Origin of the sequence: Xanthomonas bonasiae (assembly GCF_014836395.1) — a bacterium.
In the GTDB taxonomy this organism is placed as follows: domain Bacteria; phylum Pseudomonadota; class Gammaproteobacteria; order Xanthomonadales; family Xanthomonadaceae; genus Xanthomonas_A; species Xanthomonas_A bonasiae.
In genome coordinates, this window is sequence record NZ_JACSQX010000007.1 from 328,568 (window position 1) to 342,098 (window position 13,531).

At 68.1% G+C, this 13,531-nt stretch carries 15 protein-coding genes; 11 read left to right on the top strand and 4 right to left on the bottom strand.

Annotated features, from left to right (window positions below; all coding sequences use genetic code 11):
* The first annotated feature begins 66 nt into the window (after window positions 1–66).
* The 6 genes from purM (at window position 67) to H9658_RS13730 (ending at window position 4,434) form a co-directional block, all read left to right on the top strand.
* Window positions 67–1,092, top strand: a complete 1,026-nt coding sequence (purM, locus tag H9658_RS13705) for a phosphoribosylformylglycinamidine cyclo-ligase (RefSeq protein WP_179567929.1) — start codon at window positions 67–69, stop codon at window positions 1,090–1,092.
* 5 nt (window positions 1,093–1,097) lie between these two features.
* Window positions 1,098–1,724 carry a DUF2238 domain-containing protein gene (locus H9658_RS13710; protein ID WP_191825741.1) on the top strand — a complete coding sequence of 209 codons (627 nt, stop codon included), beginning with the start codon at window positions 1,098–1,100 and terminating at the stop codon, window positions 1,722–1,724.
* 52 nt (window positions 1,725–1,776) lie between these two features.
* A complete protein-coding gene (locus tag H9658_RS13715; RefSeq protein WP_225209956.1) occupies window positions 1,777–2,181 on the top strand; it encodes a hypothetical protein in 405 nt (134 codons plus the stop codon).
* Window positions 2,178–2,831, top strand: coding sequence for a phosphoribosylglycinamide formyltransferase (purN, locus tag H9658_RS13720; protein WP_191825743.1), 654 nt, complete (start codon window positions 2,178–2,180; stop codon window positions 2,829–2,831). Before H9658_RS13715 ends, purN begins: the two co-directional genes overlap by 4 nt.
* Window positions 2,832–2,896: 65 nt before the next feature.
* A complete protein-coding gene (locus tag H9658_RS13725) occupies window positions 2,897–3,748 on the top strand; it encodes a DUF3108 domain-containing protein (RefSeq protein WP_179566223.1) in 852 nt (283 codons plus the stop codon).
* Between the two features lie 2 nt (window positions 3,749–3,750).
* The gene (locus H9658_RS13730; protein ID WP_191825744.1) at window positions 3,751–4,434 is read left to right on the top strand and encodes a DUF3108 domain-containing protein; all 684 of its coding nucleotides are present in this window, start codon (window positions 3,751–3,753) and stop codon (window positions 4,432–4,434) included.
* A gap of 174 nt (window positions 4,435–4,608) precedes the next feature.
* On the opposite strand, the gene H9658_RS13735 is transcribed toward H9658_RS13730, so the two are convergent.
* The 4 genes from H9658_RS13735 to H9658_RS13750 all read right to left on the bottom strand — a co-directional run bounded on the left by H9658_RS13735 (window position 4,609) and on the right by H9658_RS13750 (window position 9,986).
* Complete coding sequence (locus tag H9658_RS13735) at window positions 4,609–7,590, bottom strand: TonB-dependent receptor (protein WP_191825745.1); 2,982 nt, start codon at window positions 7,588–7,590, stop codon at window positions 4,609–4,611.
* A 538-nt stretch (window positions 7,591–8,128) separates the two neighbouring features.
* Window positions 8,129–8,440 (bottom strand): EF-hand domain-containing protein, encoded by a 312-nt coding sequence (locus H9658_RS13740; protein WP_179566229.1) that lies wholly within the window; start codon window positions 8,438–8,440, stop codon window positions 8,129–8,131.
* Window positions 8,437–9,711, bottom strand: a complete 1,275-nt coding sequence (gene murA / locus H9658_RS13745; RefSeq protein WP_191825746.1) for a UDP-N-acetylglucosamine 1-carboxyvinyltransferase — start codon at window positions 9,709–9,711, stop codon at window positions 8,437–8,439. Before murA ends, H9658_RS13740 begins: the two co-directional genes overlap by 4 nt.
* Before the next feature lie 44 nt (window positions 9,712–9,755).
* Entirely contained in the window at window positions 9,756–9,986 is a 231-nt protein-coding gene (locus H9658_RS13750) for a BolA family protein (RefSeq protein ID WP_003478139.1), read from the bottom strand.
* Between the two features lie 52 nt (window positions 9,987–10,038).
* Between H9658_RS13750 and H9658_RS13755 the strand changes: the two genes are divergently transcribed.
* From H9658_RS13755 to lptB, 5 genes are all read left to right on the top strand, one after another.
* Window positions 10,039–11,040, top strand: coding sequence for a KpsF/GutQ family sugar-phosphate isomerase (locus H9658_RS13755; RefSeq protein ID WP_179566231.1), 1,002 nt, complete (start codon window positions 10,039–10,041; stop codon window positions 11,038–11,040).
* A 90-nt stretch (window positions 11,041–11,130) separates the two neighbouring features.
* Window positions 11,131–11,679 (top strand): KdsC family phosphatase, encoded by a 549-nt coding sequence (locus tag H9658_RS13760; protein ID WP_179566232.1) that lies wholly within the window; start codon window positions 11,131–11,133, stop codon window positions 11,677–11,679.
* Window positions 11,676–12,242, top strand: a complete 567-nt coding sequence (gene lptC / locus H9658_RS13765) for an LPS export ABC transporter periplasmic protein LptC (protein ID WP_191825747.1) — start codon at window positions 11,676–11,678, stop codon at window positions 12,240–12,242. The genes H9658_RS13760 and lptC overlap by 4 nt, the downstream gene beginning before the upstream one ends.
* Complete coding sequence (gene lptA / locus H9658_RS13770; protein ID WP_191825748.1) at window positions 12,220–12,801, top strand: lipopolysaccharide transport periplasmic protein LptA; 582 nt, start codon at window positions 12,220–12,222, stop codon at window positions 12,799–12,801. Before lptC ends, lptA begins: the two co-directional genes overlap by 23 nt.
* The gene (lptB, locus tag H9658_RS13775) at window positions 12,801–13,520 is read left to right on the top strand and encodes an LPS export ABC transporter ATP-binding protein (protein ID WP_191825749.1); all 720 of its coding nucleotides are present in this window, start codon (window positions 12,801–12,803) and stop codon (window positions 13,518–13,520) included. Before lptA ends, lptB begins: the two co-directional genes overlap by 1 nt.
* Window positions 13,521–13,531: the final 11 nt, after the last annotated feature.

The window sequence follows — 13,531 nt, forward strand, 5'->3', positions numbered from 1 at the left end:
AAAATCGCCGTCTTTCCGCCGACGCCACCGCCCGTGACCACTCCCAAGACCCCCGCCGCCGCCCCGTTGACCTACCGCGACGCCGGCGTCGACATCGATGCCGGCAATGCCGTCGTCGAACGCATCAAACCCTTGGTCAAGCGCAGTTTCCGCCCCGAAGTGATGGGCGGGCTGGGCGGTTTCGGCGCGCTGTTCGACCTGTCCGGCAAGTACCGCGAGCCGGTGCTGGTGTCCGGCACCGACGGCGTCGGCACCAAGCTGAAGCTGGCGCAACAGCTGGGCCGGCACGACAGCATCGGCATCGATCTGGTCGGCATGTGCGTCAACGACGTGCTGGTGCAGGGCGCCGAGCCGCTGTTCTTCCTGGACTACTTCGCCACCGGCAAGCTCGACGTGGAGACCACCGTGGCGGTGGTCGGCGGCATCGCCCGCGGCTGCGAACTGGCCGGCTGCGCGCTGATCGGCGGCGAAACCGCGGAAATGCCCGACATGTACCCGCCAGGCGAATACGACCTGGCCGGCTTCACCGTCGGCGCGGTGGAGAAGTCGCAGCTGCTCGACGGCGCCAAGGTGCGCCAGGGCGACGTGCTGATCGGCATCGCCTCTTCCGGCCCGCACTCCAACGGCTATTCCCTGGTCCGCCGCATCTACGACCGCGCCGGGCGCCCGGCCGAGCTGCAGCTCGGCGGCACCACCCTGGCCGACGCGCTGATGGCGCCGACCGCGCTGTACGTCAAGCCGATCCTGTCGCTGCTGCGCGGCGAGCACGCCGACGGCATCCACGCGATGGCGCACATCACCGGCGGCGGCCTGACCGAGAACATCATCCGCGTCATCCCCGACGGCCTGGGCCTGGACATCCGCGCCAGCGCCTGGACCCTGCCGCCGGTGTTCGAATGGCTGCAGCGCGAAGGCGCGGTCGCCGACAGCGAGATGTGGCGCACCTTCAACTGCGGCATCGGCTTCGTGCTGGTGGCCGCCCCCGACCAGGTCGCCGCGCTGGAGCGCAGCCTGGACACGCTGGGCCTGGCGCATTGGCAGATCGGCGCGGTGGTGGCGGCCGGCGCCGGCGAACGCGTGCACATCGGCTGAGCCGCATGGCGGCGGGCAAACGCGCCTGGCTGGCGCTGACCCTGGCGGTGTTCACCGCCAGCTGGGTGCATCCGCTGTGGCCGGCGGAACAGGCGATGCACAGTTCGCTGGCGGTGCTGGGCATCGCCTGGCTGGTCTGGCACGACCGCCGCTGGCCGCTGCGCAGCGCGCACTTCGCCGCGATCTGCGCGTTCATCAGCGTGCACAACATCGCCGCGCACTGGCTGTATTCCAACGTGCCCTACGACCAGTGGCTGCGCACGCTGAGCGGCGGCTGGTCGCCGAACGCCGCGTTCGGCTGGCAGCGCAACCACACCGACCGGCTGATCCACCTGCTGTTCGGGCTGTGCTTCGCGCCGGCGCTGCGCGACTACGCCCGTCAGCGCTGGCCGGCGCTGACCGCACGGCAGGCGTTCGTGCTGGCGACGATGGCGATCATGTGCGCCAGCCTGCTCTACGAATGGCTGGAGTGGCTGATCGCGCTGCTGCTGTCGCCGGAGCAGGCCGAGTCCTACAACGGCCAGCAGGGCGATCCGTGGGACGCGCACATGGACATGCTGCTGGCCACGCTGGGCTGCGCGAGCGCCTGGCCGTGGCGGCGTGCCGGCCACCCCCTCCCACCGCCGCGCTAGAGACCGCACGATGTCGCCGCCCCCGCCCCTGCCCACCCCGGACCTGGATCGGATGGCGTCCCTGCGCGCCGAATCGGATGTCCGCACCCTGGCGACCCTTTACGCGGTGATGGCGTGGCTGCAAGGCCTGTCGCTGCTGTTGCTGGGCGGCTTCCTCGCCTTCGGCATCCACTACGAAGCCGCCAAGACCGCGGCCGGGCAGAGCGCCCACGACGAGCGCAACGGCCAGGCGGTGATCGTCATGCTCTCGGTGATGCTGGCGCTGGGGCTGGCGTTGCTGCTGGCGAACGTGGCCGCCGCGTTGGCGCTGCGCCGGCGCCGCCAGCTGACGCTGTGCAAGGCCGCCGCGACGCTGGGCTGTTTCGGTTTCCCGCTCGGCACCGCGCTGGGGGTGTGGACCCTGCTGGCGCTGCAGCGCCCGGCCTGCGCCGCGCTGTTCCGGGACCCGCGCCGATGACGATCCGTCTTGCGGTGCTGGTCTCCGGCCGCGGCTCCAACCTGCAGGCGCTGCTCGATGCGATCGCCGCCGGCGCGCTGGACGCGCAGGTGGCGGGCGTGTTCAGCGACCGCGCGCAGGCGCCGGCGTTGGCCAAGGTGGCGCCGGCACAGCGCTGGTCGGCGGCGCCTGGCAGCTTCCCCGACCGCGCCGCCTTCGACCAGGCGCTGGGCGACGCGGTCGCCGCCGTGCAGCCGGACTGGATCGTCTGCGCCGGCTACATGCGCATCCTCGGCGCCGGCTTCGTGCAGCGCTTCGCCGGCCGCCTGCTCAACATCCACCCGTCGCTGCTGCCCAAGTACCGCGGCCTGCACACGCATGCGCAGGCGCTGGCGGCCGGCGATGCCGAACACGGCGCCAGCGTGCACTTCGTGGTGCCGGAACTGGATGCCGGCGCGGTGGTCGCGCAGGTGCGGGTGCCGGTGCAGCCCGGCGACCGCCCGGAGGACCTGGCGCAACGCCTGTTGCCGCGCGAGCACCAGCTGCTGTGCGCGGCGCTGCAGCTGGCCGCGTCCGGGCGCCTGGCTGAACGGGATGGCAGGGTCTGGCTCGACGGTCAGTGCCGGTTTAGTCCGCTGCGCCTAGATTGCCAGGGCATGCTGATTCCCTGAATACGTCGCAGCGCGAAGCGCACTGGTCGTGTTCGCGCCCAACTCCCCTCCCTCGCAGCCATCCCATGAAGCTCCTTCCGCGTCAGTTCGCTGTTCTCGCCGTGGCCAGCCTCGGCCTGCTGGCGCCAGCCGTCGGCGTGCTCGCGCAGGCGCCGCCGCCTGCGCCATCTGCACCGGCATCGGCCCAGGCCGCACCGGCCACGGCCGCCGCCCCCGGCGCGCCTGCCGCGGCGGCGCCGGGCCTGCCGGCCGAAGCCTGGACGCCGCCGCCGCTGCAGCCGTTCGTGGCCACCTACCAGGCGCTGTACAAGGGCAAGCAGGCCGGCGACGCGCGCATGGAAGTCAGCCACGGCAATGGCGACGAATGGCGCGTGGACCTGGGCGTGCAGGGACGCAGCGGCTTCGCCAGCATCCTCGGCCTGAACATCGAGCAGAGCACGGTGTTCCGCACCCAGGACGGGCGCTACGTGCCGCAGAGCCAGAGCACGGTGAAGAAGGCGATGTTCTTCGGCAAGAAGGTCACCGGCGTCTACGACTGGAGCAAGGGCGTGGCGCGCTGGGACGGCGACCTGAAGAAGGACCGGCAGCAGCCGATCCCGCTGCAGCCTGGCGACCAGAGCGCGCTGCTGATCAACCTGTCGATCATGCGCGACGCGCAGCCGGGCAAGACCATGACCTACCGTTTCGTCGATGTCGGCCGGGTGCGCGAACACATCTACCACGCCGCCGAGCAGACCGAGACGGTGCAGGTCGGCGACATCAGCTACGACGCGCTGCGCGTGTCGCGCACCAACGGCGGCAAGAATGAGACCATTCTGTGGATCGCCAACGGCGTGCCGACGCCGGTGCGCATCCTGCAGCGCGAAGACGGCGAAGACCGCATCGACCTGCGCCTGACCGAATACCAAGGAGTCTGACCATGACATGCATCGCCCGCCCGCTGTCCGCCGTCGCCGCCGCCCTGCTGGCGCTGGCCAGCCTGCCCGCCCTGGCGCTGGAGCCGTTCAAGGCGGACTACCAGGCCAGCTACATGGGCATGCAGGCCAACGGCTTGATGACCCTGGCCAGCGAAGGCAACAACCGCTGGCGCTACAGCCTGTCGATCAAGAACCAGGTCGCCGACCTGAGCCAGAGCACCGTGTTCGAGGAAAAGGGCGGGCAGCTGCGCCCGCTCAGCAGCGACGACCGCTCGCTGTTCCTGATCAAGAAGAAGGCAGTGACCGCCAACTACGACTGGAGCACCGCGCAGGCGACCTGGGCCGGCGACATCAAGCCCGACCGCCGCGGCCCGGTGAAGCTGCAGCCCGGCGACATGGACGCGCTGCTGATCAACCTGGCGATCGCGCGCGACGTCAACGCCGGCAAGACCCCCAGCTACCGCATGGTCGACGAGGGCCGCGCCAAGCCGATGACCTACAAGGTGGCCGGCAAGGAAGCCATCACCGTCAACGGCAAGAGCGAGCAGGCGACCAAGGTCAGCCGCAGCGACGGCTCCAAGGAAATCATCGCCTGGATCGTGCCGGACATGCCGGTGCCGGTACGCATCCTGCAGCGCGAGAACGGCCAGGACGCACTGGACCTGACCATCAAGACGCTGCACTGATCCGCGCAAGGGCGGCGAGGCTCGCCCACGGCGCGGACCGCCAGATATTCCGCACCGTGCGCGCCGGCAACGCCCTTCCGCAAAAAGAAACCCCGGCCGAGACCGGGGTTCTCTTTTAGCCGATGGCGGACGCCAGGGTCCGCCGACCGTGCGTTCGGGCACGGCACCGGCGCATCACCATTCGTACATCAGCTGCAGACGCGCATAGCGCGGCGTTTGGTAGTACTGACCGAGCTTGTAGTACTCGTAGTAGCTGGTACCGGACGAGCTCACGGTCTCGTAGGCCTGATACACCTGCAGCGGCTTGACGTTGTTGAAGACGTTCAACAGCGAGAGTTGCGCCGTCAGGCCCTTGATCGCGGCAGGCTTGTAGACCAGATTCGGACTGGCGTTGAAGGTCCACGGCGTGCGCCCCTGCGTTCCCTGGGTGCTGATCTCGCCGTTGCACACGTGCCACTGCGCCCCATAGCCGTAGTAGGTATCCAAGGTGCCGTAGCCACCGCCGTAGCAGCTGATCGGAGCGCCCGACTGCACCTGCAGGGACAGGCCGACCTGCCATTCCGGTGAGAACTTGTAGGCCCCATAGAGCTTCAGCGTGTGCATGTGGTCGTTGGGAAGGAAGCCGTACGCGCCTTGCATGATCTGCGCGAAATCGAAATCCGCCGTGGTTCCGGTATCCGACTGGCCGTTGTTGGATTTGACCAGGCCCTCGTAGTTGCCCTTGCTCTGCGACCACGTGTAATTGACGTTGGCATACCAGGTGTCGGTGGACTTCTCCGCGCTCAGGGTCAACGCCTTGTAGGTGCGCCGGGCCTTGGAACCGAGCGAATCGGCGGACATGGTGATGGTATCGAGCTTGCCGTCGCCATCGACGTCGACACTGACGGTGGAGGAGCTTCCGGGATTGTAGAGCCAGCAACCCGAAGCGCCTTCCGGCGCAGTCCACTCGTCCCATGCCGAGGTGTCGTAGCCGGCGGAAGTGGCCGCGTTGTAGAGCGACTGGGTCGAACAGGTATCGTCGATGGCGTTGTGGATCTTGCGGTAGGTTCCCTTGATTCCCAGCACCCAGCTGTTGAGGAAATCGTTCTGGGTGTTCAAGGTGTACTGGTAACCGAGGATCGCCTCGTCCTGGGTATACGGCTTGAGGTTCTTGCTGGTCACGCTTGTCGCATTGGGCGAGGTGCCGTTCTCGCCGTTGTAGTAGTAGGTGTCGCCGATCTGCGAGGCGTTGAGCGGCACGCCGGTCGAACTGACGCCGCTGTAGCTGTACAGCGTCTCCGAGTAGACCGAGGCGCTGGCCGCGCGCAGCGCGACGTTCGCGGCGATCGGCAGGGCGTAGCGTCCCAGGTTGCCGAACAGACGCGACGCGCCGTCGCCGTTCACGTCCCAGGAAAAGCCCAGGCGCGGCTGCCAGATGTTGTCCTGCTTGACGAACACGTCGCCGGCGGTGTTGTAGTTCTTGAAGCCATCGTTGCGGATGCCCAAGGACAGCAGGAAATTGCTGGTGACATGCCACTTGTCCTGCACGTACCACGAATTCTGCTTCACCTCGACGGTGCCGCCGGTCTTGTAGACGTAGTCGTAGACGTAGTTGTCGTTGTAATAGTAGTAGTAGTGGCCGCCGGAATACGAAGTGCCCTGGCGAGCGGTGAAGTCGTTGTAGTCGTAGCCGAAGGACAGATCGTGGTTGCCCAGCGTCCACTGGAAATCGAGCCGGGTGTCCTCGCGCTGGCTGTAGCCATTGCTGATGCCCAGCGTCGAACTGGCGTAGCAGCTGTTTTCGGCACCGGTATAGCGCGACGCATAGAAGGTGACCGGGCAGCCGGAGCTGCTGGTGGAATTCACATCGCCGTCGTAGGTCGTCGTCGTGCCGTCCGGGCTTCTGGTGTATTGCTCGCTGACGGTCTTCATCTTGCCGTATTGCAGCGACGCGGTCAGATTGTCGGTCAGGTTGCTGGTCCACTTGAAGACCGTCGTGGGACCACCGCTCTTGGACACGAGCCGGCCGTTGTAAGTAGTCCGGGTTACGTCGTCGCCGCTGAACGAGGTCTTGAAATAGTCGTAGCTGGTCCGGCTGCTGTCGTCGAAGCCGGTGAATTCCAGATGGTTGCGATCGTTCGGGAACCAGTCCAGCTTGACCAGCTTGTACGGCTTGCTGGTGTTGTAGTCGTAGCTGGTGCTGCTGGTGCTGGTGGACGCGGTGCGTCCGTTCCAGACGCTGCCGGTGTTGCGCTGAAACTGTCCGATCACGAACACGAACAGCTTGTCCTGGATCAGCGGACCGCCTTCCCAGAGCGAGTAGGTATTGGAGTTGGTGGTGTTGTTGCTTTGCGGGCGGTACAGGCTGCCGCTGCGGAAATACTCGTCGTCCAGGTGCGCGCGCAACGCGTCAGGCGCCGAGTCGATGCTCACGCCGCCGTGCCACTCGTTGGTGCCGCGCTTGATGTTGACGCTGGTGACGCCGCCAGTGGAAAAGCCGTACTCGGCGCCATAGCCGCCGGTCTGCACGTCGAGCTGGTCGATCGCCTGCCACGGCACCTCGCTGAAGGACAGGCTGTCGTAGGAGTCGGTGATGTTCATGCCGTTGACGTAGTACGCGTTCTCGGCCACCGACGCGCCACCGAACGAATTCAGGTTGCCGAAATAGCCGCTGCCCTGCGAGGTGCCTGGGGTCATGCGGGCGACGCTGCTCACGTCCCGCGGCAACGGCAGTTCGTTCAACTGTGCGGCATTGAAGGTGCTGCGCGATTCGACGCTGCTGGTGTCGATGCCGTTGACCACGATCGGCGCCTTGACCGTGACGGCACGCAACGACTTGGTCGCCGGCTCGCCGAAATCGACCGTCACCGTCTTGCCGGCCACGACCATCACGTTGCGCGTGGCGACCACATTGCCGTTTTCGATGAGACTGACATCGTAGCTGCCGCTCGGCAGCGCGGGGATGCGGAACTTGCCTTCCGCGCCCAACGCGACGACGCGGGCTGTCCCGCTATCCAGGCTCTTGATCTGGATCTGCACGCCTTGCACATAGGCCGCGCTGCCGGCGATGTCGCCGGCGGTGCTCTGCGCCAGCGCAGTGCCCTGCACCAGGCACAGGCTGAGCATCGTGGCTATTACGGTAGGTTTGAACGAGTAGCGTGAACGTGTCTGGCTCATGAGGGCGGGTTCTTGCAGGACGAGGCGTTGGGGCCTTCCGCGGCACGCGCGGCGAGAGACGCACACGTGGGCGGAAGACGGAGTCGCCGTTACGCAGGCTCTTAACGAAATTCCTACGAAGGCTTGACCCGCATTTACGCATCGGGGTTGCGCCGGACGTTTACCGGGCATCGCCGCCGCTCCACGCGATCACGACGTTCAGGCAAGAACCACGACATTGCGGACACGCTTTGCCCGCGCGCTGCGCCGAAAACGCCTGTCCACCAGAATTTCAGTCGTTGCGGTCACCGATACAAATGGCGCCACGCATGAACGGCGGGCTGCAAATCGGCCCACCGTTCTTCATAAAACGTTCATATGCGCGATGTGGCGCACCCGGAGCAGCTGCGTGCGCAGCTTCCACGCCATCCGGTGCGGCCGTCCCGATGCCGCCATGCAGGCGCAAGACGCGGCGCATGCGAACTGCCGGGCGTTGCGTCGTGGCAACGCCCGGCCTTGGCGCGGCCGCCGCGATCGACGGCGGGGCCGTGGCCGCCGACTACTTGGCGTGGTTGGCCGGCGCGAACGTGGTGCGGCAGTCCACGCGGATCTGCGCGCCGCTGTCGCGCCAGTAGAAGGTGCTGCACTGGCGCGGGCCGTCCTGGGTGCGGGTCACGCCGACCGCGTAGAACGCCTGCGCGATCTCGCTGCGGCTGACCTGGCCGTCGCCGTTCCAGTCCATGTCGCGCTGTTCGATGCCCTGGGTGATGGCGATGCCCGCATACCAGGCGTAACCGACCCAGGCCAGCACCAGGATCACCACCGCCAGCAGCACCTTGCGCCGGCGGGTGAAGCGGCCCTTGAGGATCATGCGATGCGCCGGATGGACGCGCCCAGCGCCCCCAGCTTCTCCTCGATGTTCTCGTAGCCACGGTCCAGGTGGTAGATGCGGTCGATGGTGGTGTCGCCGTCGGCGACCAGCCCGGCCAGGATCAGCGAGGCCGAGGCGCGCAGATCGGTGGCCATCACCGGCGCGCCGCTGAGCCGCTCGTTGCCGCGCACGATCGCGGTGTGGCCTTCGACCTGGATGTCCGCGCCCAGGCGCAGCAGTTCGTTGACGTGCATGAAACGGTTCTCGAAGATCGTCTCGTTGATCACGCCGACGCCGTCGGCCACGCAGTTGAGCGCCATGAATTGCGCCTGCATGTCGGTCGGGAACGCCGGGTACGGCGCGGTGGTCAGGCTGACCGCACGCGGACGCTTGCCGTGCATGTCCAGGCGGATCCAGTCCGGGCCGCTCTCGATGGTGGCGCCGGCCTCGCTCAGCTTGTCGATCACCGCGTCGAGCGTGTCGGCGCGCGCGCGGCGCACGGTGACGCTGCCGCCGGTCATCGCCGCGGCGACCAGGAAAGTGCCGGTCTCGATGCGGTCGGGCAGCACCGCGTGGCGGCCGCCGGACAGGCGTTCCACGCCCTGCACCACGATGCGCGAAGTGCCGGCGCCTTCGATCCTGGCGCCGAGCGCGATCAGGCAGTCGGCCAGGTCGGTGACTTCCGGCTCCATCGCCGCGTTCTCCAGCACCGTGGTGCCGTCGGCCAGGGTCGCGGCCATCAGCACGTTCTCGGTGCCGGTGACGCTGACCATGTCGAACACGTAGCGGCCGCCCTTCAAGCGACCGTTGCTGGTCGCCTTGATGTAGCCGTTCTCGACGCTGATCTCCGCGCCCAGCGCCTGCAGGCCCTTGATGTGCTGGTCCACCGGCCGCGAGCCGATCGCGCAGCCGCCGGGCAGCGACACTTCGGCCGCGCCGAACTTGGCCAGCAGCGGGCCCAGCACCAGGATCGAGGCGCGCATGGTGCGCACCAGCTCGTACGGCGCGACGTGCTGGTCGACCTTGCGCGGATCGACGGTGATCGCACTGCCGCGCGCCAGGGTGCCTTCGTCGATGGTGACTTCGGCGCCCAGTTCGCCGAGCAGCTTCACCGTGGTGATCACGTCGTGCAGTTGCGGCACGTTGGTGATCTCCACCGGCGCATCGGCCAGCAGGGTCGCGCACAGGATCGGCAGCACCGCGTTCTTGGCGCCGGAAATGTTCACTTCACCGTGCAGCGGGTTGCCGCCGGTCACTACGATTTTGGCCATGGGTCTCGGGGGATTCGAAAAGAAGAAACGGAACGGAACGCGGCTCAGCCGGCCTGCTCGGGGGTCAGCGTGGTCAGCGCCAGCGCATGGATCGCCCCGCCCATCAGCTCGCCCAGCGTCGCGTAGACCATGCGGTGGCGGGCCAGCGGCAGCTTGCCGGCGAACGCGGCGCTGACAACGGTGGCCTCGAAGTGCACGCCGTCGTCGCCCTGCACCTGCACGCGCGCGCCGGGCAGGCCGGCCTCGATCAGTTTACGGATGGTTTCGGCGTCCAACGGGCTTTCCTAATAAAATGATCGGCCATTCTACCCTCCGACCGGCATCCGCATGGCTGTATCGCCCCTGTCCCCCGCCGCGATCGACGACGCCAGCCTGGTCGCCAGCGGCCGCCGCGTGGTCGAGATCGAGCAGGCTGCGCTGGGCGCGGTCGGCGCGCGCATCGGCGCCGAGTTCGCCGCCGCCTGCCGGCTGATCCTGGCCTCGCGCGGGCGCGTGGTCGCCACCGGCATGGGCAAGTCCGGGCACGTGGCGCGCAAGATCGCCGCCACCCTCGCCTCCACCGGCACCCCGGCGTTCTACGTGCATCCGGGCGAGGCCGGGCACGGCGACCTGGGCATGATCACCGATGCCGACGTGGTCCTGGCGCTGTCCTATTCCGGCGAATCCGACGAGATCCTGATGCTGCTGCCGGTGCTCAAGCGCCAGGGCAACGCGGTGATCGCGATGACCGGCCGCGCCCAGTCCACGCTGGCGCGCGAGGCCGACCTGCACCTGGACGTCAGCGTGCCGGCCGAGGCCTGCCCGCTTGACCTGGCGCCGACCTCCAGCACCACCGCCTCGCTGGCGCTGGGCGATGCGCTGGCGGTGGCGCTGCTGGACGCGCGCGGCTTCACCGCCGACGATTTCGCCCGCTCGCACCCGGCCGGCAGCCTGGGCCGGCGCCTGCTGCTGCACATCACCGACGTGATGCACGGCGGCGACGACCTGCCGCGGGTGCGCGAGGACGCCAGCCTCAGCGAAGCGCTGGTGGAGATGAGCCGCAAGCGCCTGGGCATGACCGCGGTGGTCGATGGCGACGGGCGCCTGCTCGGCCTGTTCACCGACGGCGACCTGCGCCGTACCCTGGACAGCGCGCTGGACGTGCGCCAGACCCGCATCGCCGACGTGATGACCCGGCAGCCGCGCACGATCGGCGCCGACCAGCTCGCCGCCGAGGCCGCACGGCTGATGGAAACCCATAAGATCAACGGCTTGATCGTGGTCGACGGCGACGGCCGCGCGGTCGGCGCGCTCAACATTCACGACCTGTTGCGCGCCAGAGTGGTTTAACAGCCTGAACTTGTTCACCGCCCGCCGGCGCCTGCGCCGCTGGCCCTGGCCTGCTGGAAAGCCGGCCTTCCCGCCCCGATATAGCGAACCATGCCCTATTCCCCGCTGGCCGACCTTCCCGCCGACCTGATCGACCGCGCCGCCCGCATCCGTCTGGCGTGCTTCGACGTCGACGGCACGCTGACCGACGGCCGCCTGTACTACGACCGCGACGGCAACGAGAGCAAGGCGTTCAACGTGCTCGACGGCCAGGGCCTGGTGCAGTTGCGCCGGCACGGCATCGAGGTGGCGCTGATCACCGCGCGGCCCAGCCTGGCCGCGGAGAAGCGCGGCCAGGAACTGGGCCTGCTGGTGCAGATCGGGGTCAAGGACAAGCGCGCCGGGGTGCAGGCGCTGTGCGACGAACGCGGGCTGAGCCTGGAGCAGGTGTGCTTCATGGGCGACGACCTGCCGGATCTGGCGCCGCTGCGCGTGGTCGGCCTGGCGGTGGCCCCGGCCAATGCGCATCCGTGGACCGCCGAGCACGTGCACTGGCTGACCCGCGCCCGCGGCGGCGAAGGCGCCGCACGCGAACTGTGCGACGTGCTGCTGGCCGCGCAAGGCCACGTCCCCTCCCTGCTGCAGGAGCATGGCGCATGAGCTGGCGCACCGTTCTCGGCGGCCTGTTGCTGGTCGCGGCCGTGGTCAGCGGCTGGTCGGCCTGGCACCAGCGCAGCAAGCGGGTGCCGACGAGCGACGCCGAGGCCCGCTCGGACTACATCGCGCACGATTTCCAGATCGTCGCGCTGGACAAGCAGGGCAAGGAGTCGATGACCCTGCGCGCGCCGCAGATGGAACGCAGCCGCGCCGACCAGACCATGGCGATCGAAACCCCGCTGTTCCTGATGCCGGACGCCAATGGCCAGCACTGGGAAATGCGCAGCAAGACCGGCTGGGTCAGCGCCGACGGCACCGAACTGCGCCTGCGCGGCGACGTCGCCGGCGACAGCCCCAAGGTGCCCAGCATCCCGCCCACCACCTTCCGTACCCAGAGCCTGGACGTCTTCCCGCAGACCAGCACCGCGCGCACCGCCGAACCGGTCACCATGACCCGGCCCGGTATGATGCAGTCCGGCGTCGGCTTCGAGGTCGACTTGAAATCCCGGCAGTACAAGCTCCTTTCACAGGTCAAGACCCGCTATGAACCCAACGCTGCCCGCTAAGCTCGCGCTGCTCGCCCTGCTGCTGCCCGCACTGGCGATGGCCAAGTCGACCGATCGCAATCAGCCGATGGACATCAAGTCCAATGCCAGCGACTGCAACCTGATCGACGACAACGGCAAATGCCACCTTTCGGGCAACGTCGTCATCATCCAGGGCACGCTGGAAGTGCACGCCGACACGGCCGACATCTTCCGCAAGAACGGCGACATCGACCGCGTGCTGCTCAAGGGCAAGCAAGCGACGCTGAAGCAGGAAATGGATGACGGCTCGCCGATGGACGGCGTCGCCGACAACATCGACTACACCATGTCGAACGATACGGTGATCCTCACCGGCAACTACCGCATGACCTCGCCCAAGGGCACCAATGCCGGCCAGCGCATGGTCTACAACACCAAGACCGGCGACATGCAGGGCGGCGGCGACGGCACCCGCGTGCACACGGTGATCCAGCCGAAGAACGCGGCGCCGGCAGGCGCCGCTGGCGCCAAGCCGGCCGCCAAGCCCGCCGCGACGCCGGCCAAGCCCACCACCCCGGCCAAGCAAGGAGGCCAGTGATGCTGCTCGCCGAAGGCCTGCGCAAGCGCTACAAGCAGCGCGAGGTCGTGCGCGAGTTCGCCCTGACCCTGGAGGCGGGCGAAGTGGTCGGCCTGCTCGGCCCCAACGGTGCCGGCAAGACCACCTGCTTCTACATGATCGTCGGCCTGGTCGAGGCCGATGCCGGGCGCATCGTGCTCGACGGCAACGACATCACCGCGCTGCCGATGTACAAGCGCGCCAAGCTCGGCGTCGGCTACCTGCCGCAGGAGCCGTCGGTGTTCCGCAAGCTCAGCGTGGCCGACAACATCCGCCTGGTGCTGGAACTGCGCGAGGACCTGGACGACGCCGGCCGCGAACGCGAACTGTCCTCGCTGCTGGACGAACTGCAGATCGGCCACGTCGCCGACCAGCTCGGCGCCAGCCTGTCCGGCGGCGAACGCCGCCGCTGCGAGATCGCCCGCGCGCTGGCCGCCAAGCCGCGGATGATGCTGCTCGACGAACCCTTCGCCGGCGTCGACCCGATCTCGGTCGGCGAAATCCAGCGCATCGTCACCCACCTCAAGCAACGCGGCATCGGCGTGCTCATCACCGACCACAACGTGCGCGAAACCTTGGGAATCTGCGACCGGGCGTATATCCTCAACGAAGGCAGCGTGTTGGCGCAGGGGGCGCCGGAAGCGCTGCTGGCCAATAGCGACGTCCGCCGCGTCTACCTCGGGGAAACCTTCAGGCTCTGACCGCGCGGGCG

Bases quoted from the DNA above. Each gene is read 5' to 3' on its own strand.
- H9658_RS13715 (WP_225209956.1), top strand. From the start codon at position 1,777: ATGGCGTCCCTGCGCGCCGAATCGGATGTCCGCACCCTGGCGACCCTT.
- H9658_RS13730 (WP_191825744.1), top strand. From the start codon at position 3,751: ATGACATGCATCGCCCGCCCGCTGTCCGCCGTCGCCGCCGCCCTGCTG.
- H9658_RS13740 (WP_179566229.1), bottom strand. From the start codon at position 8,440: ATGATCCTCAAGGGCCGCTTCACCCGCCGGCGCAAGGTGCTGCTGGCG.
- H9658_RS13755 (WP_179566231.1), top strand. From the start codon at position 10,039: ATGGCTGTATCGCCCCTGTCCCCCGCCGCGATCGACGACGCCAGCCTG.
- purN (WP_191825743.1), top strand. From the start codon at position 2,178: ATGACGATCCGTCTTGCGGTGCTGGTCTCCGGCCGCGGCTCCAACCTG.
- H9658_RS13725 (WP_179566223.1), top strand. From the start codon at position 2,897: ATGAAGCTCCTTCCGCGTCAGTTCGCTGTTCTCGCCGTGGCCAGCCTC.
- H9658_RS13735 (WP_191825745.1), bottom strand. From the start codon at position 7,590: ATGAGCCAGACACGTTCACGCTACTCGTTCAAACCTACCGTAATAGCC.
- H9658_RS13710 (WP_191825741.1), top strand. From the start codon at position 1,098: ATGGCGGCGGGCAAACGCGCCTGGCTGGCGCTGACCCTGGCGGTGTTC.
- H9658_RS13760 (WP_179566232.1), top strand. From the start codon at position 11,131: ATGCCCTATTCCCCGCTGGCCGACCTTCCCGCCGACCTGATCGACCGC.
- lptB (WP_191825749.1), top strand. From the start codon at position 12,801: ATGCTGCTCGCCGAAGGCCTGCGCAAGCGCTACAAGCAGCGCGAGGTC.
- murA (WP_191825746.1), bottom strand. From the start codon at position 9,711: ATGGCCAAAATCGTAGTGACCGGCGGCAACCCGCTGCACGGTGAAGTG.
- lptA (WP_191825748.1), top strand. From the start codon at position 12,220: ATGAACCCAACGCTGCCCGCTAAGCTCGCGCTGCTCGCCCTGCTGCTG.
- lptC (WP_191825747.1), top strand. From the start codon at position 11,676: ATGAGCTGGCGCACCGTTCTCGGCGGCCTGTTGCTGGTCGCGGCCGTG.